22 protein-coding genes are annotated in these 26234 nt (G+C 68.7%); 14 read left to right on the top strand and 8 right to left on the bottom strand.

Annotated elements, in window-relative coordinates; translation table 11 throughout:
* Positions 1–20 precede the first annotated feature (20 nt).
* Entirely contained in the window at positions 21–3608 is a 3588-nt protein-coding gene (gene mfd, locus ABFT43_RS11205; RefSeq protein ID WP_347960425.1) for a transcription-repair coupling factor, read from the top strand.
* Between the two features lie 66 nt (positions 3609–3674).
* Positions 3675–4580, top strand: a complete 906-nt coding sequence (locus tag ABFT43_RS11200) for a MazG family protein (RefSeq protein ID WP_347960424.1) — start codon at positions 3675–3677, stop codon at positions 4578–4580.
* Positions 4581–4864: 284 nt separating this feature from the next.
* Here the strand turns inward: ABFT43_RS11200 and efeB are convergent, their stop codons facing one another.
* From efeB to efeU, 3 genes are read right to left on the bottom strand one after another with little or no spacing between them, the layout of a single operon-like run.
* Complete coding sequence (gene efeB / locus ABFT43_RS11195) at positions 4865–6184, bottom strand: iron uptake transporter deferrochelatase/peroxidase subunit (protein ID WP_347960423.1); 1320 nt, start codon at positions 6182–6184, stop codon at positions 4865–4867.
* Positions 6181–7389: an iron uptake system protein EfeO gene (efeO, locus tag ABFT43_RS11190; protein ID WP_347960422.1), complete on the bottom strand. Its 1209-nt coding sequence runs from the start codon at positions 7387–7389 to the stop codon at positions 6181–6183. The genes efeB and efeO overlap by 4 nt, the downstream gene beginning before the upstream one ends.
* Positions 7386–8339 (bottom strand): iron uptake transporter permease EfeU, encoded by a 954-nt coding sequence (gene efeU / locus ABFT43_RS11185; RefSeq protein ID WP_347960421.1) that lies wholly within the window; start codon positions 8337–8339, stop codon positions 7386–7388. Before efeU ends, efeO begins: the two co-directional genes overlap by 4 nt.
* Before the next feature lie 469 nt (positions 8340–8808).
* Between efeU and ABFT43_RS11180 the strand changes: the two genes are divergently transcribed.
* From ABFT43_RS11180 to ABFT43_RS11155, 6 genes are all read left to right on the top strand, one after another.
* The gene (locus ABFT43_RS11180; protein ID WP_347960420.1) at positions 8809–9579 is read left to right on the top strand and encodes a lytic transglycosylase domain-containing protein; all 771 of its coding nucleotides are present in this window, start codon (positions 8809–8811) and stop codon (positions 9577–9579) included.
* Between the two features lie 138 nt (positions 9580–9717).
* Entirely contained in the window at positions 9718–11001 is a 1284-nt protein-coding gene (eno, locus tag ABFT43_RS11175; protein ID WP_006900502.1) for a phosphopyruvate hydratase, read from the top strand.
* Between the two features lie 12 nt (positions 11002–11013).
* Positions 11014–11679, top strand: coding sequence for a septum formation initiator family protein (locus tag ABFT43_RS11170; RefSeq protein ID WP_347960419.1), 666 nt, complete (start codon positions 11014–11016; stop codon positions 11677–11679).
* Positions 11680–11764: 85 nt separating this feature from the next.
* Positions 11765–12307 carry a DUF501 domain-containing protein gene (locus ABFT43_RS11165; RefSeq protein WP_347960418.1) on the top strand — a complete coding sequence of 181 codons (543 nt, stop codon included), beginning with the start codon at positions 11765–11767 and terminating at the stop codon, positions 12305–12307.
* Positions 12304–13251, top strand: a complete 948-nt coding sequence (locus ABFT43_RS11160) for a Ppx/GppA phosphatase family protein (RefSeq protein WP_347960417.1) — start codon at positions 12304–12306, stop codon at positions 13249–13251. Before ABFT43_RS11165 ends, ABFT43_RS11160 begins: the two co-directional genes overlap by 4 nt.
* A 59-nt stretch (positions 13252–13310) precedes the next feature.
* Positions 13311–13484 carry a hypothetical protein gene (locus ABFT43_RS11155; protein WP_347960416.1) on the top strand — a complete coding sequence of 58 codons (174 nt, stop codon included), beginning with the start codon at positions 13311–13313 and terminating at the stop codon, positions 13482–13484.
* Between the two features lie 70 nt (positions 13485–13554).
* Here ABFT43_RS11155 and ABFT43_RS11150 read toward each other — a convergent pair whose 3' ends face one another.
* From ABFT43_RS11150 to ABFT43_RS11135, 4 genes are all read right to left on the bottom strand, one after another.
* On the bottom strand, positions 13555–14055 hold the full coding sequence (locus tag ABFT43_RS11150) for a DUF4395 domain-containing protein (protein ID WP_347960415.1): 501 nt from the start codon (positions 14053–14055) through the stop codon (positions 13555–13557).
* Between the two features lie 132 nt (positions 14056–14187).
* Positions 14188–14688 (bottom strand): hypothetical protein, encoded by a 501-nt coding sequence (locus ABFT43_RS11145; RefSeq protein WP_347960414.1) that lies wholly within the window; start codon positions 14686–14688, stop codon positions 14188–14190.
* A 285-nt stretch (positions 14689–14973) separates the two neighbouring features.
* The gene (locus ABFT43_RS11140; protein ID WP_347960413.1) at positions 14974–16197 is read right to left on the bottom strand and encodes a fatty acid desaturase family protein; all 1224 of its coding nucleotides are present in this window, start codon (positions 16195–16197) and stop codon (positions 14974–14976) included.
* A gap of 61 nt (positions 16198–16258) precedes the next feature.
* Positions 16259–17386, bottom strand: a complete 1128-nt coding sequence (locus tag ABFT43_RS11135; protein WP_347960412.1) for a ferredoxin reductase — start codon at positions 17384–17386, stop codon at positions 16259–16261.
* Between the two features lie 158 nt (positions 17387–17544).
* On the opposite strand from ABFT43_RS11135, the gene ABFT43_RS11130 reads away from it, so the two are divergent.
* The 4 genes from ABFT43_RS11130 to ABFT43_RS11115 all read left to right on the top strand — a co-directional run bounded on the left by ABFT43_RS11130 (position 17545) and on the right by ABFT43_RS11115 (position 22139).
* Positions 17545–18222: a TetR family transcriptional regulator gene (locus tag ABFT43_RS11130; protein WP_347960411.1), complete on the top strand. Its 678-nt coding sequence runs from the start codon at positions 17545–17547 to the stop codon at positions 18220–18222.
* Between the two features lie 292 nt (positions 18223–18514).
* A complete protein-coding gene (locus ABFT43_RS11125) occupies positions 18515–19693 on the top strand; it encodes an LLM class flavin-dependent oxidoreductase (RefSeq protein ID WP_347960410.1) in 1179 nt (392 codons plus the stop codon).
* Positions 19694–19782: 89 nt separating this feature from the next.
* A complete protein-coding gene (sfnG, locus tag ABFT43_RS11120; RefSeq protein WP_347960409.1) occupies positions 19783–20895 on the top strand; it encodes a dimethylsulfone monooxygenase SfnG in 1113 nt (370 codons plus the stop codon).
* Complete coding sequence (locus ABFT43_RS11115) at positions 20892–22139, top strand: SfnB family sulfur acquisition oxidoreductase (RefSeq protein ID WP_347960408.1); 1248 nt, start codon at positions 20892–20894, stop codon at positions 22137–22139. Before sfnG ends, ABFT43_RS11115 begins: the two co-directional genes overlap by 4 nt.
* 104 nt (positions 22140–22243) lie before the next feature.
* Here ABFT43_RS11115 and ABFT43_RS11110 read toward each other — a convergent pair whose 3' ends face one another.
* A complete protein-coding gene (locus tag ABFT43_RS11110) occupies positions 22244–23488 on the bottom strand; it encodes a TerD family protein (RefSeq protein WP_347960407.1) in 1245 nt (414 codons plus the stop codon).
* Between the two features lie 171 nt (positions 23489–23659).
* Here ABFT43_RS11110 and ABFT43_RS11105 point away from each other — a divergent pair, with 171 nt between their 5' ends.
* Both ABFT43_RS11105 and ABFT43_RS11100 read left to right on the top strand, forming a co-directional pair.
* On the top strand, positions 23660–25258 hold the full coding sequence (locus ABFT43_RS11105; protein WP_347960406.1) for a serine/threonine-protein kinase: 1599 nt from the start codon (positions 23660–23662) through the stop codon (positions 25256–25258).
* Between the two features lie 8 nt (positions 25259–25266).
* On the top strand, positions 25267–26217 hold the full coding sequence (locus ABFT43_RS11100) for a serine hydrolase (protein ID WP_347960405.1): 951 nt from the start codon (positions 25267–25269) through the stop codon (positions 26215–26217).
* Positions 26218–26234 lie beyond the last annotated feature (17 nt).

Below are 26234 nucleotides of genomic sequence, written 5' to 3'. Positions count from 1 at the left end.
CGGCACATACAATCGGCGGAGTGTCGACGCCTCGTGCCCTGTCCGGTCTGGCCGCGCTCGCGTGTGCGGACAAGTCGTTCCGCGAGGTCCGGGAGCGTCGTGGTGAACGGCTCCTCGAGATCACCGCGCCCGACGCCGCACGCCCCTTCCTCGTCACCTGCCTCGCCTCGGCCGACGACACCGACGCGCCCCTGCTCGTGGTCTCGGCCAACGGTCGCGAGGCCGACGACCTGACCGCCGAGCTCCGTGAACTGCTCGACGATCCGGACGCGGTCGCACAGTTCCCGTCGTGGGAGACCCTCCCGCACGAGCGGCTGTCGCCGAGCGCGGACACCGTCGGCCGGCGACTCGCCGTCCTCCACCGCCTCGCCAACCCGGGCGAGCACCCGCTGCGCGTCGTGGTCACCACGGTCCGCTCGCTGGTGCAACCGATGGCGCCCGGCCTCGGCGACGTCGCGACCATCACCCTGCGCGAGGGCATCGAACTCGACTTCGACGACCTGCTCACCCAGCTCGTCGAGATGGCCTATGAACGGGTCGACATGGTCGGCCGGCGGGGCGAGTTCGCGGTGCGCGGCGGCATTCTCGACGTGTTCCCGACCACCTCCGACCATCCGGTCCGCGTGGAGTTCTGGGGTGACGAGATCACCGAGATCCGCGCGTTCTCGGTCGCCGACCAGCGTAGCCAGCCGGAGGTCGACGTCCCGCAGGTGCGCGTACACCCCTGTCGCGAGCTGCTTCTCACCGAAGAAGTCCGCACGCGCGCAAGCGAACTCGCGTCCAAGAACCCGGACGACCAGACCCTGGTCGACATGCTCGGCAAACTCGCCGAGGGCATCCCGGTGGAGGGCATGGAAGCGCTCACCCCGGCCCTCGTCGACGGCGACATGCAGCTGCTGACCGAGGTGCTGCCCACCGGCAGCCGGGTGCTCGTCCTCGACCCCGAGAAGGTGCGCACCCGTGCCGCCGACCTGTCCAAGACCGGCGCGGAGTTCCTCGAGGCGTCGTGGACCGCGGCGGCCATGGGCGCGAACGCGCCGATCGACGGCCGTGCGACCAGCAGCATCGGCATCGACCTCGCGGCCAGCGCCTACCGGCCCCTCGACGACGTGCGCGCCGCGACCCTCGAGGCCGGACTGCCGTGGTGGACGGTGTCGCCGCTGTCGACCGGCGTGGGCGATGAACTCGAGCTCGAGCTCACGCCCGGTCCGGCGCCGCGCGGCGACGAGAAGGAGATCGCCGCGACCTTCGCGCAGTTGCGCGCCCACGTCGCCGACGGCAAGACCGCCGCGATCGTGGTGGCCGGAAAGGGCACCGCCCAGCGTGTCGGCGAACGGCTCTCCGACGCCGAGGTCCCCTACGTCATCGCTGAACCGGGACACCGCCCGCAACCGGGTGAGGTCAGCGTCTTCCACTCGACCCTGCGCAGCGGACTGGTGTGCGCCGACGCCGGATTGGTGGTCGTCACCGAGGCCGACCTCACCGGCACCCGCGTCGCGAATGTCCGCGACGGACGCAAGCTCCCGGCCAAGCGCCGCAACCAGGTCGACCCGCTCGCACTGAAGGCCGGCGACCTCGTCGTGCACGACCAGCACGGCATCGGCCGGTTCGTCGAGATGATCGAGCGCACCGTGTCGGGCGCCCGGCGCGAGTACCTCGTCCTCGAATACGCGTCGAGCAAGCGCGGCCAGCCGGCGGACCGGCTGTACGTGCCGATGGACTCGCTCGACCAGCTCTCGCGCTACGTCGGCGGTGAACAGCCCGCGCTGTCCAAGCTCGGCGGCTCGGACTGGCAGAACACCAAACGCAAGGCGCGCAAGGCCGTTCGAGAGATCGCCGGGGAACTCGTCCAGCTCTACGCCGCACGGCACGCGGCCCCCGGCCACGCCTTCGGCCCCGACACGCCGTGGCAGAAGGAGATGGAGGACGCCTTCGATTTCACCGAGACCGCCGACCAGTTGCAGGTCATCGCGGAGGTCAAGGCCGACATGGAACGGCCGGTCCCGATGGACCGCGTCATCGTCGGCGACGTCGGTTACGGCAAGACCGAGATCGCGGTCCGCGCGGCGTTCAAGGCGGTGCAGGACGGCAAGCAGGTCGCGGTGCTGGTGCCGACGACCATTCTCGCGCAACAACATCTGCAGACCTTCACCGAGCGCATGAGCGGGTTCCCGGTCCGCATCCGCGGGCTGTCGCGGTTCACCGACGCCAAGGAGTCCCACGAGATCATCGACGCGATGGCCAAGGGCGAGGTCGACATCGTCATCGGCACCCACCGCCTCCTGCAGACGGGTGTCACCTGGAAGGACCTCGGCCTCGTCATCGTCGACGAGGAGCAGCGGTTCGGCGTCGAGCACAAGGAACACATCAAGTCCCTGCGCACCCACGTCGACGTGCTCACCATGTCGGCCACGCCGATCCCGCGCACCCTGGAGATGTCGATGGCGGGAATCCGCGAGATGTCGACGATCCTCACCCCGCCCGAGGAAAGGCACCCCGTCCTCACCTACGTCGGCGCGTACTCGCCCAAGCAGGTCGCTGCCGCGATCCGCCGTGAACTCCTGCGCGACGGGCAGGTCTTCTACGTCCACAACCGCGTGTCGACCATCGACAAGACGGCCAAGGAGATCGCCGCGATGGTGCCCGAGGCCAGGGTCGTCGTTGCCCACGGCCAGATGGGCGAGGACCAGCTCGAGCGCACGGTCAACGGATTCTGGAACCGCGAGTACGACGTACTGGTCTGCACGACGATCATCGAGACCGGACTCGACATCTCGAACGCGAACACGCTCATCGTCGACCGAGCAGAGAATCTCGGCCTGTCGCAGCTGCACCAGCTGCGCGGCCGCGTGGGCCGCAGCCGGGAACGCGGGTACGCCTACCTGCTCTACAGCCCGGACCGTCCGCTGACCGAGACCGCCTATGACCGGTTGGCGACGATCGCGCAGAACAACGAGCTCGGTGCCGGCATGGCCGTGGCGCTCAAGGACCTCGAATTGCGCGGCGCCGGAAACGTTCTCGGTGCCGAACAATCCGGCCACGTGGCAGGCGTCGGCTTCGACCTCTACGTGCGGCTCGTCGGCGAGGCGGTCGAGGCCTACCGCGCCGCCGCCGACGGCAAGCCCGTCGAGCAGCGCGAGAACCTCGAGGTGCGCATCGATCTGCCGGTGGACGCCCACATCCCGGTCGAGTACGTCGACTCCGACCGCCTGCGCCTCGAGGCATACCGCAAGCTGGCGTCGGCGACCGACGACACCGAGGTCGACGCGGTCATGGCCGAACTCGCCGACCGCTACGGCCCGCCGCCGGTCGAGACCACGCGTCTGGCCTCGATCGCGCGGCTTCGACTGCGCTGCCGTGAGCGGGGGATCACCGAGATCGGCCTGGCCGGCCAGGGCGTGAAGATCTCGCCGCTGCCGCTGCTCGACAGCGAGCAGGTGCGGCTGAAGCGTCTCTACTCCTCGGCGTCGTACCGCGCGACCACCAACGTGGTGACGCTCCCGATCCCGCGCACCGGGGGCGTGGGATCGGCGCGCCTGCGCGACGACGAGCTCATCGAGTACCTGACGACGTTCCTGACGCAGATCAAGCCGCAACCGAACGGCTGAGCGCGGCGCACGGACATCCGGGGGTGGACAAGACCACATGGGGGGTCGAGAAAGGGCGTACGACGAATGACGGTGGTGCTGCTGGATCCTGTGCGGCCGGATGTGATTCCGGTCCGGGCCTGCAGGTACCTGGGCGGTCCGATCAGGGTCACCGAGGACGTCCCGGCCACGGTGCTGTGGGAGTTCGACGGGGTCGAGCCGGTGTTCGACGAGGTACTCGACGACATCCCGGCCGACTCGGTCCTGGTCAGCACCGATCCCGACCATCGTCTCGTCCGCGCCCGCGTTGCACGCGGTGAGCGGGTCGTCGACGCCGGCAGCGCTCCCGGGATGGCGCTCCTCGAGTCGGTTGCGCTGATGGATCGCCTGCGCCGCAACGGTCCCTGGGAGAGCATCCAGACCCATTGGTCGCTGCGCCGCTATCTGCTCGAGGAGGTGTACGAACTCCTCGACGCCATCAACGCCGGCGACCACGCGGAGCTCAAGGAAGAACTCGGGGACCTGCTGCTGCAGGTCCTCTTCCATGCGCGCATCGCCGCCGACGACCCACAGGCGCCGTTCGACATCGACGACGTGGCCCGCAGTTTCACCACCAAGGTGATGGGCCGGACCCCCGGCGTGCTGTCGGGCGCCCACTCCGACCTCGAGACCCAGATCCGGGAGTGGGAGGAGCGCAAGGCCGCCGAGAAGAAGCGCGGTTCCGTCCTCGACGGGGTCGCCACGACCCAACCGTCACTGGCGCTGCTGCAGAAGATCCTCGAACGCCTGACCGCCGCGTCGTATCCGGTGGACACGATTCCCGCCGAGACCTGGACGGCCACGGTCACCGCGGCCGACGACAGCGTCGAGGCGCAGACCCGCGACCGTGCCCTGGCACTGATGGCGTCGGTGCGGGAGGCCGAGGCCCGCGCGAAAGCACAGGGCATCGAACTCGACTCGCGCGAGGCCTGGGAGCGCGTACTCGAGTTCTGAGTTGCGCGGGATCCCGTGCCGGGTCACTCCGGGATCTGCTGCGCCGTAACGGCGGCGCGCATCACCTCCAGCGCACGCTCCTCGTTCACCGGTCCGGTCACGACGACCTGTGCGTCGGTGGCGGCGATGACGTCGGGTGCAGCCGAGGGAGAAGTGCGGTCCCACGGTGAGAAACGAGGAGAACCCCTGATCGCAGACCGACATCGACCCGGTGCACCTCACCAAGACCCGCCGGCGCGGGGGATCGGGCTAGAGCGCCGAATATCGTTGCGCTGGAACGAGACTCACTCGAAGATTCGCTGTCCCCACCATTCGCCCGGCTCGAGGCCCGGCGGGATCGCGAAGTGCGCGGAACCGTTCGGGATCAGGTACTCGGTCATCGCGTCCTGGCGGGACAGGATCTGCTGCATCGGGACGAACTGCTTGCCGGTGTCCCGGTTGAAGGCGATGAAGAACAGCCCGGCGTCGAGGTGGCCGAATCCGTCGGAGCCGTCGGTGAAATTGTAGCCGCGCCGGAGGATGCGCACACCGCCGAGGTTCTGCGGATTGGCCAGCCGCACATGCGAGTTGCGGGGGATGATCGGGGAGCCGCCCGAGGTGATCTGGAAGTCGGGTTCGTCGAACTCGTCCTTCTGGCCGAGCGGCGCACCGGTCTTCTTCGTGCGTCCGACGATCTGTTCCTGCTCGAACAGATTGGCCCGGTCCCACGGCTCGATGTCCATGCGTATGCGCCGCGCGACGAGGTATGTGCCGCCGGTCATCCACTGCGCGCCGGGCGGGTTGTCCTCGGGGCCGACCCACACCCAACGATCGAGCAGGTCGGTGTCCTCGGCGCGGATGTTGGCCGTCCCGTCCTTGAAACCGAACAGGTTTCGCGGGGTCTCCTGCGACTGCGTGGTCGACGACGTGCGGCCGAAGCCGAGCTGCGACCACCGGACGGCCATGACCCCGAACGCCATCCGTGCCAGGTTGCGGATCGCGTGGACGGCGACCTGCGGGTCGTCGGCGCAGGCCTGCACGCAGATGTCGCCGTAGGAGCGGTTCGGGTCGATCTTCTCGGCCGCGAAGATCGGCAGGTCGAAGAGGGCGGGTGGCCTCCGGTCGGCGATGCCGAACCGGTCCGGGCGATCGGGGTTCGACGACGTCGGTCCGAACAGGCTCGGTCCCACCCCGAAGGTGAGTGTCAGATGGGCGGGCTTGAGGCCCAAGGCTTCTCCTGTGTCGGCCGGTACGGAGTACTCGCCGAGACCGGTGGCGCCGTCGGGAACCGTTTCCTCACCGCGGGTCATGCGTTCGGCGGCCTCGGTCCACTGGCGCAACACCGCGATCAGCTCGTCGCGGGAGTCGGTGATGACGTCGAAGCTCGCGAAGTGCAGCCGGTCCTGCGCGGCGGTCGTGATGCCTGCTTGGCGTGGGCCGCGGAACTCGACGATCTGGCTGTCGGGCTCGGTGGAAGGCGTCGTCGCCCGACCGACGGCGGCCCCTCCCGCGGCGGCGATCAGCCCGATGCCGGTCCCGCCGAGAATCGCACGACGCGACAGACCTCGCCGGCCGCCACGTCCGGCGGAGGTCAGCTCGCCCGGATCCTGTGCCCGCTCGCTCATTGCTGCAGGACGAGCCCCGGGACCTGCGACAGCGTCGCCGAGAGCGCGTCGATCTGGTTCGACAGTTCCTTGCGCCGGACGGGTGTGACCTTGGCGTAGGACTCGTACCCGTCGCCCGCACGGTAGGAGTTCACGGTGTCGCGGACGGTCTGGAACTGCGCGGTGATCTTGTCCATCAGAGCCGGGTTCTTCGCGCTGATGATCGGCTGCATGGTCGCGATGGCGGTCTCGGAGCCGTCGATGTTGGCGGCGATGTCCCACAGGTCGGTGTGGGAGTACCGGTCCTCCTCGCCCTCGACCTTGGTCGCGGCGACCTCGTCGATCAGGGCCTGCGGACCCTTCACGAACGAAAGCGTCTCGAACTCGAAGTCTGGCTTGTTGACCTCGTCGCGCAGCTTCGTCACGTCGGCGAGGAGCTCGTCGGCCACCTTGGCGATGCTCTGCGGGTTGTCCGTGGCCTTGGCGTTCGCCGCGTCCGACGGCGTGATCTGGCCGGGACCGTCGCCGATCTCGGCGGGCTGCGGCGGCCACAGGTACCGCTCGATGCGGTGGAAGCCGGTGAACGGCTGGGTGCCGTCTTCGGTGTCGTCCCAGCGCATGTCGATCGCGGGGTCGAGGTCGGGGAAGGACTCGGCGACCGGCTCGATCCGCTCGTAGGGGGTGCGGACGAGTCCATACTGCGCTCGTGCGGCGTCGAGGTCGCCGCTCTTGACGCGATCGACGAAGATCTTGGCCTGTGCCTCGAGGGTGTTGAGCTGGTTGCGGACATAGTCGAGATACCCGGCCTTGGCCGCCATCACATCGGCGGGTACCTCGGCCTTCTCCTTGCGCTCGCCGCTGACGTCGATCTCGGTGCGGATGCCGGTGCCGACCATGCCGGGCTTGCACGCGACGGTGTAGGTGCCGGGTTCGACGATCTCGACGGTCAGGTTGCCCGTCACGCCGGGACCGATGTTCTCGACCTCGCCGAGCACGCGGTTGTTGTTGCCGTAGACGTAGAACTCGGTGACCTTGGTGCCGGAGTTGGTGACCGTGAAATCGACGTTGCCCGTGGCCGCCTCGGTGGTGTCGAGGTCGCACGCATCGTCGGTGGAGGTCACCACGATCGCGCCTTCCGCGCTGCTCTTCTCGGTGCAGCCGGTCAGCCAGATCGGGGTGATCACCGCCAGTGCCGCACCTGCGGCCGCCAGGGTCCTACGGTTCACTGAGCGTTCCTTTCGCTGGTGGCCTCCGCGGATGCGGGGCTCTGCTCGGGGGTCTGGTCCTTGCGGGCCGGCGGGTGGGCGGCACGCTGCCGGCGCAGGAAGATCGTCGTCACCGCCGCCACGTAGACGATCCACGCGACCACCTGCAGCACGGTCGGGTCCGGCTGGACGTTGAAGATGCCGCCGAGAATCGTGCCGTACCAGGACGACGGGTCGTAGACGCCGGAGATGTCGAAGGCGACGGCGTTGGCACCCGGCAGCCAGTCGACCACCTGCAAGGCGTGGATGCCGTAGCTGAGGATGCCGGCGGCGACGATGATCAGGAACAGGCCGGTGTAGGTGAAGAACACCGAGAAGTTCAGGCGGATCGCACCGCGGTAGATCAGGACGGTCACCACGACGGCGGCGAGGATGCCGAGCACGAGCCCGAGGAGCGGCCAGAGCCCGCCGGAGACGCTCTCGGCGTACCCGACCATCAGCAGCGCCGTCTCGAAACCCTCGCGCCCGACGGCCAGGAAGGACAGGCCCATGATCGAGGCGCCGCCGGCGACGAGTGCCTTGCTCATACCGCTGCGCAGGTCGGCGGACATGTGGGCCGAGGCCTCGCTCATCCAGAGGACCATGAAGGTCACGATCGCGACCGCGATCAGGGAGGCGACACCGGCGATGGTCTCTGCCGCCAGCGGTGTCATCGTCGAGGTGCCGAAGTGGATGCCCAGGAACACCCCGAGGGTCATGGCGATCGCGGCGGCGACCCCGGCCCAGATCCATTTGAGGGCGTCTCGGCGGCCGGTCTTGACGACGAAGGCGATCAGGACCATCACGACGATCCCGCACTCGAGTCCCTCGCGCAGGCCGATCAGGCCGCTGCCGAACATCTGGGTGTAGATCGACGGACCCTCGGCGAGGACGCTCATGCTGCTCGCGGTCAGTGCCGACAAGTGATCCATCCAGTTGTCCGTTTCTCCGACGCCACACGGCGTCGTGGTTTGGTGAGGCTAACCAGAAGAACGATAGACCCCTCGTCACCGGGCCGAATAGGGCAGTTCGCCTCAACTGGCGGTGGACAGTCTGCCCGATAGGCGGTTCACCTGCGGTTTCGGCCCACCGTGAGCTCGGTCGCAGGACCGGTTGCGCCATCACGTCGACGATCGGACGGCCGCTCGCACAGCACCCGGACCAGTCGGCGAGCAATCTCGGTACCCGCACCTCGGCGGTCTGGGAACTCCGTGGTGAGTCCGACAGTTGTCTGGTGGACCGGGTCGGAGTCCGTGACGCCCGTCCTCGTCCCCGACGGCTGTGTGTTGTGAGTGAGCCCACGCCGGGCCATGTGGGATCGTGGACGGTCGGCAGACGCGGAGGTCCGCCGGCCACTGGTATCGATCTGGTTCTCGACGGCGAGACGGGAGTGAGCGGGGAATGCGTGTGCACGGCGGGGGACGCCATCGCGGAGGCTGGCGGAAAGTCCTGGTCACAGGCGGTGTGACGGTCGCGTCGTCGCTGTTGCTGGCCGGCTGCATCGAGCTCCCGTCGATCAACCGTCCCGACATCCCCGAGGGCATCCCGCCCGGCGGCGGCGTCCCACAGCCGTACATCGACATCAACGCGCCCGGCCGCACCGCCGACCTGATGCGCGAGTGGGCCGAGCCGATCGCCGACGCGACCGGGATCCCGCTGGTCTCGCTGCAGGCCTACGGCAACGCCGCGGAGATCCAGCGGCAGCAGCACCCCGAGTGCGGCATCACCTGGACCACGCTCGCCGGCATCGCCGGGGTCGAGAGCAAGCACGGTCGCTACCGCGGCTCGAAGGTCGCCGCCAACGGCGACGTGAGCCCGCCGATCCGGGGTGCGAAGCTCGACGGCACCCGCGGCAACATGGAGATCGTCGACACCGACGGCGGCGAACTCGACGGCGACGCCACCCACGACCGCGCGATGGGTCCGTTCCAGTTCATCCCCGAGACGTGGAAGCGGTACGGCGTCGACGCGAACGGCGACGGCGTCCCCGATCCCGACAACATCGACGACGCGGCGCTGTCGGCGGCGCGCTATCTGTGCGTGTCGTCGGGCAACGACATGACGGTCGCGGAGGGCTGGGAGAAGGCCGTTCGCACCTACAACAACTCGCGCGCGTATGTGCTCGACGTCCGTGACCACGCCAACGCCTACTCGGTCAACGTTCGGTTCTGACACGTTCTGCGAAGCGCGCTTGCGGGTGCCGGGTCCGCACGTGGCGACCTTGTCTCGTGGAGCACAGAAGCAGCCACTACTCTTTGACCTACCGACCGGCACGAGAGCCGGCACGTCCACCGAGATCGGAGTTCAGTCGTGGCAATCATCGAGCAGGTAGGTGCGCGCGAGATTCTCGATTCGCGGGGAAACCCGACGGTCGAGGTCGAGGTCGTCCTGGATGACGGCACCTTCACCCGCGCCGCCGTTCCGTCCGGCGCTTCCACCGGCGAACACGAGGCCGTCGAGCTGCGTGACGGCGGCGAGCGGTACCTGGGCAAGGGCGTCACCAAGGCTGTCGAGGGCGTTCTCGGCGAGCTGGCGCCGGCGGTGATCGGCATCGAGGCCGAGGAGCAGCGTCTCGTCGACCAGGCCCTCCTGGACTGTGACGGCACCCCCGACAAGAGCCGCATCGGCGCCAACGCCATCCTGGGCGTCTCGCTGGCCGTCGCCAAGGGTGCGGCCGAGTCGGCCGGCCTGCCGCTGTTCCGGTACATCGGCGGCCCGAATGCCCACATCCTGCCGGTCCCGATGATGAACATCATCAATGGCGGCGAGCACGCCGACAACGGCATCGACTTCCAGGAGTTCATGATCGCCCCGGTCGGCGCGCCGACCTTCAAGGAGGCCCTGCGCTGCGGCGCGGAGGTCTATCACGCGCTCAAGTCGGTGCTGCACAAGCAGGGCCTGAACACCGCGCTGGGTGACGAGGGCGGCTTCGCCCCCGACCTGCCCAACACGGAGGCCGCCATCGCAGCGATCGGCGAGGCCGTCGGCAAGGCCGGCTACAACTTCGGCCGCGACGTCGTCATCGCCCTCGACGCCGCGTCGACCGAGTTCTACTCCGACGGCGTCTACAAGCTGGAGGGCAAGGAGCTCGGCGCCGACGAGATGGTCTCCTTCTACGAGAAGCTCATCAGCGATTACCCGATCGTCTCGATCGAGGACGGTCTGTCCGAGGACGACTGGGCCGGCTGGGCCAAGCTGACCGAGGCCATCGGCGACAAGGTGCAGCTCGTGGGCGACGACCTGTTCGTCACCAACCCCGAGCGCCTCGAGGAGGGCATCTCGAAGGGCATCGCCAACGCGCTGCTGGTGAAGGTCAACCAGATCGGCACGCTGACCGAGACCCTCGACGCCGTCGCGCTCGCCCACAACAACGGCTACAAGACGATGATGAGCCACCGTTCCGGCGAGACCGAGGACACGACCATCGCCGATCTGGCCGTCGCGTGCAGCTGCGGCCAGATCAAGACCGGTGCGCCGGCCCGCTCCGAGCGCGTCGCCAAGTACAACCAGCTCCTCCGCATCGAGGAGGGCCTGGGTGACGCGGCACGCTACGCGGGCGACCTCGCCTTCCCGCGTTTCTCGTTTGGTTCGTGATTAGCTGTTCGTATGGCTTCGGAGCGACGTCACCGCGGTGACGGGCGTCAGCGTGCGCGGGATCGGCGAGTCGATCCACGCACACGCGACGCCCGTCGCACGCGACGCAGCGAGCGGCCGAGCCGACCGATCCGTCCCGTCTCGCCGGTCTCGGTCACCGAGACCGGCGAGGACGAACCGGTCACGGGCAGCGGGGCCGGTCCCGGCGCGGCGTCGGGCACCGCGGTCCGGACGTCACGACGAACCCGTACGAACGCCTCCGCCCGGTCGGGCTTCGCGGCCCGGCTGCGACGCCTGGAGATGAGCCCGTCCACGGTCGCCACCCTGGTGATCACCGTGGTCGTGGTGTGTGTTGTAGCGCTGACGCTGGCGATGCCGGTGCGGACGTACTTCAGCCAGCGGTCGGAGTTCAACCAGCTGACCGCGGCCAACGAACAGCTGCGGCGTGAGGTCGCGGACTACCAGCAGAAGGTCAACGAGCAGAATGATCCCGCGTACATCGAGGCGCAGGCGCGTGCCCGGCTGCAGTTCGTCAAGCCCGGGGAGATCCCGCTCGTGATGTTGTTCCCGGCAGACGAGGCGCGGCGCGAGGCGGCCGAACGAGCCGAGGAACGCGCACGCGCCCCCTGGTACGGCAATCTGTGGGACACCCTGTCGACCCCGCCGTCGGCCCAGTGAACAACCGCGCAGTGAACACCCGCGCAGTGAACACCCGCGCAGTGAACGACCACCAGAGAACAACCCGGACAGTGAGGCACCGGACGTGAGCGTGTCAGAGGAAGATCTCGCCGTCGTCGCCGAGCAGTTGGGACGTCAACCGCGCGGTGTCCTCGAGATCAGCTACCGCACCCCCGACGGACAGCCGGCAGTCGTGAAGACGGCGCCGCGGTTGCCCGACGGCACCCCGTTCCCGACGCTGTACTACCTGACCGACCCCCGCTTGACGTCCGAGGCGAGTCGTCAGGAGTCGGCCGGGATCATGAAGGGTATGACCGCGCGGCTGCAATCCGATCCGGAGCTCGCCGCCGCCTATCGTCGCGCCCACGAGTCCTACCTGGCCGAACGCGACGCCATCGAGTCGCTCGGCACCGACTTCACCGGTGGTGGCATGCCCGACCGGGTGAAGTGCCTCCACGTCCTGATGGCCCATTCGCTGGCCAAGGGACCCGGCGTCAACCCGCTCGGCGACGAGGCCGTCGCCCTCGCCGCGGCGCACGGCCTGCGTGGCACGGCGATCCCCGTCGACTGGCCGGACACGTTGCCGCCGGAGGCTGCCGACGTCGACGTCCCGGGTGACGGGTCGTGACGGTCGTCGGTGCCGTCGACTGCGGCACCAACTCGATCCGTCTGCTGGTCGCCCGGCCCGGTCCGGACGGCCGGCTCGTCGACCTGCACCGTGAGATGCGCATCGTGCGACTGGGACACGGCGTCGACGCGACCGGACGGTTCGCGCCCGAATCGATCGAGCGCACCCGCGTCGCTCTCGCCGACTACGTCAAGACGATGGAGTCGTTCGGCGTGGAGAAGGTCCGCATGGTCGCGACCTCCGCCACCCGCGACGCGTCGAACCGTGACGAGTTCTTCGCCATGACCGCCGACCTCCTCGGCTGCGTCTCCGACGGCGCGATCGCGGAGGTCATCTCCGGTGACGAGGAGGCGCGCCTGTCGTTCCGCGGCGCGGTCGGCGAATTGGACCCTGGCACCGGACCTTTCGTCGTCACCGACCTCGGTGGCGGTTCGACCGAGGTGGTACTCGGCGACGCCGCGGGCGTCCACGCGGCGCACTCCGCCGACATCGGCTGCGTGCGGCTCACCGAACGCTGCCTGCCGTCGGACCCTCCGACCGGTGAGGAGATCGACGCCGCACGGAGATTCGCGGCGGAGCGATTGAGCGATGCGTTCGCGGCGGTGCCGGTCGAATCGGCGCGGACCTGGGTCGGTGTCGCGGGCACGATGACGACGCTCGCCGCGCTCGGGGCCGGGCTCACCGAATACGACTCGGAGAGGATCCACCTCTCGCGGATCTCGCTGGCCGATCTCGAGCGCGTGTGCCGGGAGCTCATCCACATGCCGCGCGCCGAGCGTGCCGCCCTGGGGCCGATGCACCCGGGACGCGTCGATGTCATCGGGGGCGGGACGATCGTGACGCTCGAACTGGCCGAGGTGCTGTCGCAGCGGGCCGGGATCACCGAACTCGTGGTCAGCGAGCACGACATTCTCGACGGCATCGCACTGGGAATCCTGGACTGACGCGACGATCTCGCCGGGGCGCTGCCGCCGGTCTCACATCCGCCGATATCATGTGAGCCATGGCATACAATCTGCGTTGCCCCTGCGGCGAGTCCATCACCGCGCTCGAGGACGATTTCGTCGCCAAGGTGCAGGCGCACCTCGCCGCCGAGCATCCCGGGCGCGACTACACCGAGACCGAGATCATGATGATGGCGATGACCGTGCCCGATCGGTCGGTCAAGTCCGACTAGCCCGAAACGTCTCGTAACGACGAAGCCGGCACCCACGAGGGTGCCGGCTTCTGTGGTGAAGGGGCGCGGTCTACGCCGCGGCTGCCGGATTCCGCAGCTGGAGGTTGTTGCAGGCCTCGCAGACCGACTCCGGGATGATGCCGGCGCGCTGCAGGAAGCCGAAGATCGTGCAGCCGAGGCAGAACCCGAACACCGATTCCAGGGTCGCGGCGACGATCAGCACACCGGTGACGATCTGGGCGGCCAGACCGAGCCCGAAGAGGCTCAGGACGAAGGCCGTACCGCTGACGACCAGGCCGATGGCCTGGGCGAACCGCTTGGGCGGACCGGGGACCAGCTTCTCTTTGCGGACGATCTTCGGGACGATGAACTTGACCGACAGCTGCCCGAAGGGGGACAGCGTGGGGCCCGAGGCGACGCGCAGCGCGAAACCGAGCGCGAGCAGGCCGTAGACGGCCGGGTTGTTCACCGCGACGGCGACGATGGCCAAGACGACGACCAGACCGGCGGTCGTGCGTGCCGCATAGTCGTTGACAGGGTTGGGAAACGAGAAGACCTCACGCGCCGACATCCACGTACCTCTCACATCTGCGGGCGACCCGCGCTGGACGATCAGCAACAAGCTACGGACGTCGAGGCGCTTTGGCAAAGATTCGACCCACCCGGATTGCAAGACGGTGAGCTGTGTCTCACAAGATCCGATTCACAGATGGTCGGCGTCGGGGTCGATGCGGGGTTCCTCCGCCGCGATCTCGCGCGGATCGGCGACGTCGGGCTCGTCCTGGTCGGTGACCCCGCCGTCGGAGGCCGATTCGGCCTCGGGGGAGATCTCTCCCTCCACATCGACGCCGGCCTGCTCACCGGCATCGATGCGGTCGGGGAGCTCGTCGAGTTCGGTCCCGGCGACCTGCCGTGCCTGCTCGGAGTCGGCGAACGGACGCGAGAAGTCGACCTCGCCGGTCACCTCGGCGTAAGCGTATTCGGCGTCGAGGATCGAGTCGTCCTCGTGGCGGAATCGCTCGTCGGCCTTCGCCTTGCGGGCGGCGTCCCGCATCTCGAACCCGTCGGTGACGATCTCGCCGAGCTCACGGGTCACCCCGACGACGGCGCCGGTGATGATCGTGGCGATGCGGCCCACGTGCGTGGCCGTGGACTCGATCAGCTCCTGCAGTAGATCCTTGTTCCGCTCGATGCTGTCGACCATGTTTCTCGCGCCCCCTGGATTCGCGGGGACATGCCCCCGCCGTCGATGCCGTCGCCATCCCTGCTGTTCACGACGTTGCTGTTCACGACGTTGCTGTTCACGACGTTGCTGTTCACGACTGATTCACGCCGCTGCTGTTCACGCCGCTGCTGTTCACGCCGCTGCTGTTCACGCCGCTGCGAGCGGCTGACACCGAGCCTACCCGCGATGTCAGCCGCCCAAACGGCTGAAGGATCGTGCCGGTCAGAGGTCAAACGACCAGGGGTGGCCAAGCCGCGGGTGGAGTCAGGCCACCGTGACCGGCTTCTCGCGTTCGACGATGACGGTGAGGTCGTCGTCGTCCCGGGTCATGAAATTCGGCAGCGACAGCTTGGCGATCTTCTTCCAGGTCGACGCCAGCTGGTGGCTGAGCGAACCGGTGTTGTACGGCAACCCGTAGCGTTCGCAGATCTCGCGGACCTCGGCGGACATCTCCGGGTAGCGGCCGGCGGGGATGTCCGGGAACAGGTGGTGCTCGATCTGGTGCGACAGGTTGCCACTCATGATGTGGAACATGGGGCTGCCGGTGATGTTGGCCGAACCCAGCATCTGGCGCAGATACCACTGTCCACGCGTCTCGTTCGCGCACTCCTCGGACGTGAACGTCTGTGCGCCGGTGGGGAAGTGGCCGCAGAAGATGATCGAGTACGTCCAGACGTTGCGGACCAGGTTGGCGGTCGCGTTGCCGAGGAGCGTCGAGACGAACAGCGGACCGGTCAGGGCCGGGAAGACCACGTAGTCCTTGAGCACCTGGCGACCTGCCTTGCGCCACATTCCCTTCACCAGGCCCTTGATGTCGCTCCACTTCCTCTTGCCGGCGACGATGTTCTCCGCCTCGAGGTCGTGCAGCATGACGCCCCACTCGAACAGCAGCATCAACGCGGTGGCGTACCCGAGGTTGCCCAGGTAGTAGGGATTCCACTTCTGGTCCCGGGCCATCCGGAGGATGCCGTAGCCGATGTCGCGGTCCTCGCCGATGATGTTGGTGAACGTGTGGTGCATGTAATTGTGGCTGTGCTTCCACTGGTCGGCCGGACACACGGTGTCCCACTCGAATTCGCGGGAGTTGTAGGTGTCCTCGCGCATCCAGTCGTACTGGCCGTGCATGACGTTGTGGCCGATCTCCATGTTGTCGAGGATCTTCGACACCGAGAGTGCGCCGACGCCGGCGAGCCAGGCCGGCGGGAAGAAGCCGAGGTACATCAGGGCGCGACCGCCGATCTCGAAACCGCGCTGGGCCCGGATGACCGAGTAGAGGTAGTCGCGATCCTTCTGCCCGAGGTCGGCGACGACCCGGGCGCGCAGTGCATCGAGATCGCGTCCGAGGGCCTCGACCTGTTCGTAGGACAGGACGACGGTGTTCTCGTGCGTCGTGGTCGTGTCGGCGGTGGTCGTGTCGGCGGTGGGCCCGGCGGCGGGCGACTGCGGCGTCCCGGCGGCGGTGGTCTCGCGGGTGAGTTCCATGGTCATGGGGTGCCTCCTTGGGGGTAGGCGGGAGTGATTGCGGGGAAATCGGTTCAGGGGCCGGTCGTCAGATCTCGACGTCGACCGAGCCGACGGGTGCGTTGATGCACAACTGGATCCGCTTGTCCGATTCGGTGTCGGTCTCGCCGGTCAGAACGTTGCGGGTGCATCCCGACTTCTTGACTGCGGTGCAGGAGAAGCAGATTCCCATGCGGCAGCCGGATTCCGGTGCCAGACCGGCGCTCTCGGCCTGGTCCAGCAGCGGACGGCCGTCGTTGGCCGCCTTTGCGCCCGACCTCGAGAACGTGACCTCGCCCTCGATAGAGTCCGGATCGACCACGATCGGTGCGGAGAGGGTGAACGCCTCGCGGTGCAGCGGTTGCGAGATCCCGAGTTCGGAGTGTGCCGCCTCGACCGCGTCCATCAGCGGAGCCGGACCGCAGACGAACACGTCGGCGTCGGCGAGGCCGGGAATCCCGTCGAGGTGGTCGACGGTGAAGTGTCCTTTCCCCTCCTCGCGGGTGTGGTGAAGCCGCAGGTCGATCTGCGGGTTGGCCGCGACGAGCGCGGCGAGTTCGTCGCGGTAGGCGACGTCGTCCCGGGTCGGTGCGTAGTGCACGAAAGTGATCGGTCCGGTGAATGACCGGGCGACAAGGGTTCGCAGCATTGAGAGTACAGGTGTAACACCGCTGCCCCCGCTGATGAACACGGCGGACGTGGGGTCGGTCTCCGGCAGGACGAAGTCCCCGTCTGCTTGCGAGAGCCCGACGACGTCGCCGACCCGTGCCCGGTCGGCGAGGTGTTGGGACACCAGCCCGTCCTCGTTGGCCGTGATGGTCAATTCGATGGTTCCGTCAGGGGTGGACTCCGCGTTGGCGGGGGAGAAGCAGCGGGTGTGTCGTACCCCGTCGACGACGACGCTGACCTGCACGAACTGGCCGGCTCGATGGCCCTTCCACTGTCGTGTCGGGCGGAGGGTGAGACGGACGGTGCGGGCGGTCGGATGCTCGACGCGCACGATCTCGCCGCGCAGGTCGCGCCAGGTCAGCATCGGGTCGAGCAGTTCGAGGTAGCGGTCGACCGGATGCGGTGACAACGCCGCCTCGACGATCGAGCCGACCAGCCGGTTGAGGCGGCCGGGGACGTCGGCGACCGGTCGCCGACGGGGCCGGTGCTGGGGGCTGCGGATGCTCATGAAGGGCTCCGTTCGATGAATTCGGTGTACATATGTACACCGACAAGTGTGACACGTAGGGCGCCTGTGGAGTCAACCGCCCGTCGGTGTGTCGGCCGTCACACCGGGATCGGGGGTGGTGTGCAGGTGCCCGAGAGGCGGACACATAGACTCGGTCTGTGACACGCACGCGGAGTTCGAGCCGGGGCCATGCCCCGGGCCGGGGTGAAACGCAGTCGCGTGCCGATCGCAAGAACCAGACGCGCCAGGCGCTGCTCGACACCACGAGGTCGCTGGTCGGTGAGCGGAGTTTCAGCAGCATCAGCCTCCGGGAGGTCGCCCGCGGCGCGGGCATCGTCCCCACCGCCTTCTATCGACACTTCGCGTCCATGGAGGACCTGGGCGTCACGCTCGTCGAGGACTCGATGCGGGTGTTGCGCCGCGCCCTGCGGGAAGGTCGCCGGGATCTCGCGGACCGGCAGGCGTTGCCGACGGCCCAGACGTCCCTGGAGATCCTGCTGCGCCACGTGCGCGAGAACGAGTCGCAGTTCCGCTTCCTCGTCCGCGAGCAGCACGGCGGCATCGCCGAGATCCGGCGTGCCATCGACACCGAGCTGCGACTCTTCTCCAAGGAGCTGGCCATCGACCTGGCCCGCCTGCCCGCACTCGAGGAGTGGGGACCGGAAGATCTCGAGCTCGCCGCGGAACTGATCGTGACGATCATGCTGACCGCGGTCGCGGACCTGCTCGACGGCGGATACCGAGGCCGCGGCGTCGAGCGGGAGATCGTCGAGCGCACCGAGCGTCAGCTGGTCATGGTCTTCCTCGGCATGGGGCAGTGGCGACCGTCGCACTGACCGAATCCGCACGGAATGGGACGCACGACCGGCCACGTTTCGGCGCTTTGTCCGGACCTCGCGCGTCGCGCCGCACCTCGACACTCCTCTGACCTGCGGAGACAGGATCGTTAGCGCAGGTCGCGGCGCGTTGTCCAGTTGGCGTCACGGCGATTTCAATTGTGGCCCCGCCGCTCGTCGGTGATCGACACTTCTGGGGTCGGTGTGTTTCCGGCGCGGGCCGTCGAGACGGTCCGCGCCGATCACACCTGCGAGTCCTCCCTGCTGTTCGACGACGAAAGGTGCCCTCGCGGTGTCTCTGCACTTCCACTGGTTCCTGCCCACCTACGGTGACTCCCGCAACCTCATCGCGGGCGGGCACGGCAGCCAGATGAACGGGGACCGTCCGGCCGACCTGAAGTACCTGAAGCAGCTGGCCAACGCGGCCGAGACCAACGGGTTCGAGGCCGTGCTGACGCCGGCGGGCCTCTGGTGCGAGGACGCGTGGCTGACCACCGCGGCCCTCATCGACTCGACCGAGACCCTCAAGTTCCTCATCGCGTTCCGCCCGGGTCTGATCTCGCCGCTGCTCGCCGCGCAGATGTCGGCGACCTTCCAGTGGCATTCGCAGGGACGTCTGCTGATCAACGTCGTCACCGGCGGCGAGTCGAGTGAGCAGCGCGCCTTCGGCGACTTCCTCGCCAAGAACGCCCGCTACGAGCGTTGCGACGAGTACCTGGAGATCATCCGCCGCCTGTGGACCGAGGACGAGCCCGTCGACTTCGTCGGCAAATACCTGCGCGTGGAGAACGCGCTTCTCGGCCGCCGGCCCGATCCGACCCCGCAGGTGTTCTTCGGCGGTTCGTCGCCGGCGGCGGGCAACGTCGCGGCCAAGCACGCCAACACCTACCTCACCTGGGGTGAGCGACCCGCGGACGTCGCGAAGAAGATCGCCTGGATCAACGGACTCGCCGCCGCGCAGGGCCGCACCCTCGACCACGGCATCCGCTTCCACGTGATCGCGCGTGAGACCTCGGAGCAGGCCTGGGCCGAGGCCGCCCGTCTGCTCGGCGCACTCGACCCCGCCCAGGTCGAGGCGGCCCAGCGCAACCTCGCCCAGTCGGAGTCCGAGGGTCAGCGTCGCATGTCCGAACTGCACGGCCGAGGAGCGGCTTTCGGTTCCTCGAACGATCCGCACGCGCTGGAGATCCACCCGGGTGTCTGGGCCGGCGTCGGCCTGGTGCGCGGCGGTGCGGGCACCGCGCTCGTCGGTTCCTACGACGAGGTCGCCGCACTGATCGGCGAATACGCCGCCCTCGGCCTCGACCACTTCGTCCTGTCGGGCTACCCGCACCTGGAGGAGGCCTACCACTTCGGCGAGGGCGTGCGACCCGCGCTTGCTCGTCTCGGCCTGCTCGACGAGGGTCAGGCCGGCCCCCAGGAAGAGGTCCGCACCGCGTTCCTGCCCCGACTGCAGGCCGCCTCGTCCTGATCGACCCTCTCCGATCGGCGGCGCCCGGTCGGCCCGACCGCCCCGTTTCGATCGCCCCACACTCCTCGACCCATCAGCGGAGGTTATCCATGTCCACCGAATCCATTGCGGACCAGATCAAGTTCGCGTATTGGGTGCCCAACGTCTCCGGCGGCCTGGTCACCAGTGACATCGAGCAGCGCACCAACTGGAACTACGACTACAACGTCAAACTCGCGCAGACCGCCGAGAACAACGGCTTCGAGTACGCGCTGTCGCAGGTGCGCTACGAGGCCAGCTACGGCGCCGAGTTCCAGCACGAGTCGACCAGCTTCAGCCTCGCGCTGCTCCTTGCGACCCAGAAGCTGAAGGTCATCGCCGCCGTCCATCCCGGCCTGTGGCACCCGGTGGTCCTGGCCAAGTTCGGCGCGACCGCCGACCACCTGTCCAACGGTCGCTTCGCCATCAACGTCGTGTCCGGCTGGTTCAAGGACGAGTTCACCCACCTCGGTGAGCCGTGGCTCGAGCACGACGAACGCTACCGGCGCAGCGCCGAATTCCTCCAGGTCATGCGCAAGGTGTGGACCGAGGACGACGTCGAGTTCCGCGGCGACTTCTACCGCATCCACGACTTCACCCTGAAGCCCAAGCCGCTCAACACCCCCGAGCGTCCGAACCCCGAGCTGTTCCAGGGCGGCAACTCCAGCGCCGCCCGGCAGAACGGCGGCAAGTACGCCGATTGGTACTTCTCCAACGGCAAGGACTTCGACGGCGTCACCGAGCAGCTCGACGACCTGCGCAGCGTCGCACGCGCGCACAACCGCGAGGTCAAGTTCGGCCTGAACGGCTTCATCATCGCCCGCGACACCGAGAAGGAGGCCCGCGACACCCTGCGGGAGATCGTCGAGAAGGCGAATCGCCCTGCGGTCGAGGGTTTCCGGGAGGCGGTCCAGCAGGCCGGCAACTCGACCGGCGACAAGAAGGGCATGTGGGCGGACTCGACCTTCGAGGACCTCGTCCAGTACAACGACGGCTTCCGTACCCAGCTCATCGGCACCCCCGAGCAGATCGCCGAGCGCATCGTCGCCTACAAGAAGCTCGGCGTCGACCTCATCCTCGGTGGCTTCCTGCACTTCCAGGAGGAGATCGAATACTTCGGCGAGAAGGTGCTCCCGCTCGTCCGTGAGCTCGAGGCCGCACAGACCCCCGCGGGGGTCGCGTGACCGCAGTGGGTCAGGCTGCGCGACCCGATTCGGCCCACCGGATCTCGTCGAACGCGGAAGCCTTGTCGGTGGCACGGGAACTGGCCGCTTCCTTCGCGGCCGGCGCGGCCGAACGGGATCGCGACCGCCGTCTGCCCTACGAAGAGATCGACCGGCTGTCGGCGTCGGGCCTGCTGGCACTCACCGTGCCCGCCCGGTTCGGCGGCCTCGACGTGCCGCCCAGTGTCCTCGCCCGGGTCGTGTCGATCCTGGCCGCCGCGGACCCGAGCATCGCGCAGATCCCGCACAGCCACTTCGTATACCTCAACCTGCTCCGGCTGGCGGCGCCGGATTCCCTGGCGGAGCGCGTCTTCACCGACGTGCTGGCCGGTGGCCGGATCGCCAACGCCCAGTCCGAGCGGGGTGGCAAGACCATCGCGGACATCTCGACGCAGCTGACCCCGGTCGAGGGAGAGCCCACGAGGTTCACCCTCGACGGCGAGAAGTTCTACTGCACCGGTTCGCTGTTCGCCCACACTCTCGCGGTGCTCGCGAAGCTCGACGTGGCGGTCGGCGACTTCGCGCCGGGTGAGTACGTGGCGTTCATCCCGGCCGACTCGCCCGGCGTGGAGATCGTCGACGACTGGGATGCGGTGGGACAGCGGACGACCGGCTCGGGCACCGTCCGGTTCGCCGGGGTGCCGGTCACCGCCGACGATCTGGTGGCGCGGGCCAAAGCCACCGCGGCGCCCACCGGGTACGGCGCGTACGCCCAGCTGCTGCATGTCGCCATCGACACCGGCGTCGCCCGTGGCGCGCTGGGCGCGGCGGTCGAGTTCGTGCGCACCAAGGCACGCCCGTGGTTCGAGGCCGGTGTGGAGCGGGCGGTCGACGACCCGTTGGTGGTCCAGCGTTTCGGTGAGCTCGACGTGGACGTCGCCACCGCCGAGGCCATGCTGGACGCGGCCGGTCGCGCCGTCGACGAGGCGGTCGCGGGCACCGGCGCCCCACGCCGTGAACTGGTCGCCGATGCGTCCATCGCGGTCGCACGGGCCAAGGCGGTCGCCGACCGGGTCGGCCCGGGCGTGGCGTCGGCGCTCTTCGAGGTGAGCGGAACCCGCGCCGCCGCGGCCGGAAACCGGCTCGACCGCTACTGGCGTGACGTCCGCACGCACACGCTGCACGATCCGGTGCGCTGGAAGTACCAGCACATCGGCCGTCGTCTCCTGCGCGACGAGGAGCCGCCGCTGCACGGTGTCATCTGACCCGAACCGTCATCTGACCTGAACCACGCATACGGCGGATCGCGTTGTGTCGACCCCGGAACCGGGCTCGACACAACGCGATCCGCCGTCTGTGGACGTGGCGGTCAGAGGTAGCGGCCGACGTGCGGCAAGGCCTTCTTCGGCGTCTTCGCGTTGAAGCCGTCGCCGATGGCGCGCAGCTTCCAGTCGCCGCCGTCGCGGCTGATGACGGCCATCGCCACCGCGGTGAACGGCATGCCGCCCTTGAGGGTGTAGCGGGCCAGTTCGGCTCCGGTCGTCTCGTCCACGAGACGGCAGAAGGCGTTGTCGATCTCCTCGAAGGTCTGTCCGCGGTACGAGGTCACGATGAACACCAGCGTGTCGATGTGCGGCGGAACCGCCTGCAGCGCAACGCGGATCACCTCGTCGTCGCCCTCACCCTCGCCGGTGAGGTTGTCGCCGGAATGGGCGATGGAACGGTCGTCGCTGGTGAGGTGTCCGTAGTAGACGATCTCGCGGCACTGGCCGCGGGAGTACATCAGCACCGACGCGTCGAGGTCGATGTTGGTGCTCCGGCCGAAGCGTCGGGTGACCGGATCCCAACCCAGTCCCATCCGGATGTTGGTGAGCTTCACGCCGCCTTCCTTGCGGAGCGTGACCTTCTGGCCCTTCACCAGGCTGACCGGACGATCCTTGCTGAGGCTGATCTCCGTGACGGGGGCCGGGGGTGGTGGGGGTGTGGCCGGCGGCGTGTACGCAGGCGGGGGCGGGGTCGCCGGGGGTGTGTACGCGGTCGGCGTGTGGGCGGGGCCGGCCGGCCGGGTCGGCGCCGGTGCCTGGGTCGGCGTCTGTGCCCGGGCGGGCGTCGGTGCGTCGTCGACGCTGACGCCGTGGTCGCGGACCAGGTCGGCGAAACCACCGGAATACCCCTGTCCGACGGCGCGGACCTTCCAGTCGAGGTTGCGCCGGTACACCTCGAGGGCGATGACCACCGATTCGGTGGTGAGACCGGTGATGGTGAAGTCGTAGAGCTCGCGGCCCGACGCGTCGGAGACACGGGCGACGGGCGGCGTGAAGCGGCCGAACGTGGAGGTCGGGTCGTCGAGCGTGATGACCGCACGGACCGCGTCGATGTCGGCCGGGATCTCGTTGGTCGAGATGTGCAGCCGCGCCGGGCCGTTGGGCGCCTGGCGCAGCGAGACACCCGGTCCGGTGGGCTGGTTGTAGAAGACGAAGTCGTCGTCGCTGCGGACGACTCCGCGGTCGGTCACGAGCAGCGCCGACACATCGGCGGCGGCCGCCAGGTCGACGGAGATGACGAGCTGGGAGGTCGGCAGCGGGCCGTTCTGGCCCTTGATCAGCGCAGGCATTCGAGCGGAGGCGTCCTTTACGGAGGTCGTGAGCACGGGCGGGACGGTGTGGGACATCGTCCGACGCCAGCCTAGCGATCGTGACGTGTGGTCGCCCCGGGCACGAAACGGCATGTAGTGCGATCGGCCGACCGACAGAGCATGTCGGCCCCGCCGAATATGCTCGGCCCCATGGCTGGAAACCGGGTGGGCACGCAGTTCGGTCCCTACCGACTCGACGAACTGCTGGGCCGCGGTGGCATGGGCGAGGTCTATCGCGCATATGACACGGTCAAGGACCGGGCCGTGGCGCTGAAGCTGCTGAACCCGGGGCTCGCCGACGACTCGACCTATCAGGAACGCTTCCGGCGCGAATCGCACGCCGCGGCGCGCCTCGGCGAACCGCACGTCATCCCGATCCACGACTGGGGCGAGATCGACGGGGTGCTGTTCATCGACATGCGCCTGGTCAACGGCGAGGACCTCCGCGCGCTGCTGCGGCGCGAGACCCGCCTCGAGCCCGAGCGGGCGGTGTCGATCATCGAGCAGGTGGCCTCCGCGCTCGACGCCGCACACGCCGAAGGTCTCGTCCACCGCGACGTGAAACCCGAGAATGTCCTCGTGGACGCGAACGACTTCGCGTACCTCGTCGACTTCGGCGTCGCGCATGCCAACGACGACACCCATCTCACCCAGACCGGGACGGCCGTCGGGTCGATCGCGTACATGGCGCCCGAGCTGTTCGACGCCGCGCCGCTCACGCCTTCCAGCGACATCTACGCGCTCACCTGCGTCCTGTTCGAATGCCTGACCGGCCGCGTGCCTCATCCGGCGAGCACGGTCAGCGCCGCGATCAAGGCGACACTGCTCGAACCGCCACCTGCGCCGAGCTCGGTGAACGCCGACGTCCCGCCGGCCATGGACGCGGTCATCCGTACCGGGCTGGCCGCCGATCCGGCGCAACGGTTCTCCTCGGCAACGGAGCTCGCCCGCGCCGCGCGCGCGGCCCTGACCGGCGACGCGACCATCACACCCGAATCCACGACGAGCCTCATCAAGGCCCCGCAGACGGTGATCGCACCATCGGACCCCGCCTACCACCGGACCCAGGTGCGGCAGACGACCGGCCCCGAGGTCGCCGTCCCGTCCAATCCCTCCGGTGCCCAGCAATATTCGGGGCCGCAACAGGTCTCGGGGCCACAGACATTCCCCGGCACCCACCAGTTCACCGGTCCGCAACCGTACCCGGCCGGACGAGAGGTCTCCGGACCCCAGCCGTATCCGGGCGGCCATGCCCCGCCGCCTGCATATCCGCCCCTGTACCCGTCGGCCCCGTACCAGGAGGCGCAGCGCAAGCGGTCACCCGCGATCCCGATCCTCCTCGGACTCATCGTCCTCGCGCTGATCGGTCTCGCCGCCGTCGCCGGTGTGTTGCTGGCCGGGTCCGACGACGACCCGACCACCGCATCCGATCGGACCACCCCGACCGTCACCGAGACCGTCGCCCCACCGACGGTGCAGGATGAGCCGCCGGCCGCCCCCGCACCCGCGGCGCCACCGCCCGGTTCGTCTCCGTGCGACGCCACGGTCGGTGTCGGGACGTCGGTCACGAGTTGCCCCTTCGCGTTCGCCGTCCGTGACGAGTACTTCCGCGCCGGACGCGACCGGACCGCCCGGGTCGTGGTCGCCGCCAGCCCGGTGACCGGACAGACGTACACCATGAGCTGTACGCCCGAGGGGGCCATCGTGACGTGCCGAGGCGGCAACGATGCGGTGGTGCACATCTACTGATGGAACACATGACCACGCCGATGCGAAAGCCCCTGCGCCGCAAGACCAGACGCGGCGGTGCCGCCGTGGCGTGCATCGTCGCACTCGGCGTCGCCGCGATGACCACCGGCTGCGACGCCTCGTCGGCCCCGGAGCCGATCACCCCGGTGACGGTGACGGTCACCTCGACCCCGTCGGCCACGACACAGACCCCGACCCCGACCCCGGGAACGTTCGCGAATCCGTCGGCGTCGGGGTCGTACGGAGCGCTTGCCGCCGGATTCCAGAAGGTCGCCACGGCAACCGGGGCGACGGTCGGCATCTCGATCGCCCCGGTCGGTGGGAACGCGGTCGCGGGGCTGACCCTCGGCGACCAGACGCGGCAGGTCGCCTGGTCGACCATCAAGGTTCCGCTCGCGGTCGCAGCCGAACGGCAAAACGGCCCGTCGCCGGCGGCGAGTGCGGCGATCATCAACTCCGACAACGCGTCTGCGGAGGCGCTCTGGTCGTCGCTGGGTGGTGGCCAGGCAGCTGCCGACGCGGTCACCGAGGTGCTGAGGGAGGGCGGTGACACGACCACGGTCGTGCCCGCGACGCAGCGTCGGGCGGGGTACACGATCTTCGGGCAGACCGTGTGGGCGCTGGCCGACGCGGCGACCTTCACCGCCCACCTGCCGTGTATGCGCGGCACGCGCAACGTGCTGAGTCTCATGGGCGAGGTCGCCGGCAACCAGCAGTGGGGTGTCGAGATCATGTCGGCGCCGCGGGCGACCGCGGTCAAGGGCGGCTGGGGCCCGGGTATGTCGTCGGGATATCTGGTGCGCCAGATCGGACTGTTCACCTTCCGCGACGGCAGTCGCACAGCGGTGGCGATGAGCGCCGTCGGCGGATCGATGGGAGCGGGCATCGCCGCGCTGAACGCGGTCGCGAACTGGTTGAACCGGAATATGACCGCACTTCCGCGGGGCCGGTGCGCCTGAACAGCGGGTCGCAGCTG

Origin of the sequence: Gordonia aurantiaca (genome assembly GCF_039939235.1) — a bacterium.
Taxonomy (GTDB): Bacteria; Actinomycetota; Actinomycetes; order Mycobacteriales; family Mycobacteriaceae; genus Gordonia.
The sequence above is the reverse complement of the archived record's forward strand: the minus strand, read 5'-3'. Positions and strand labels throughout refer to the sequence as shown.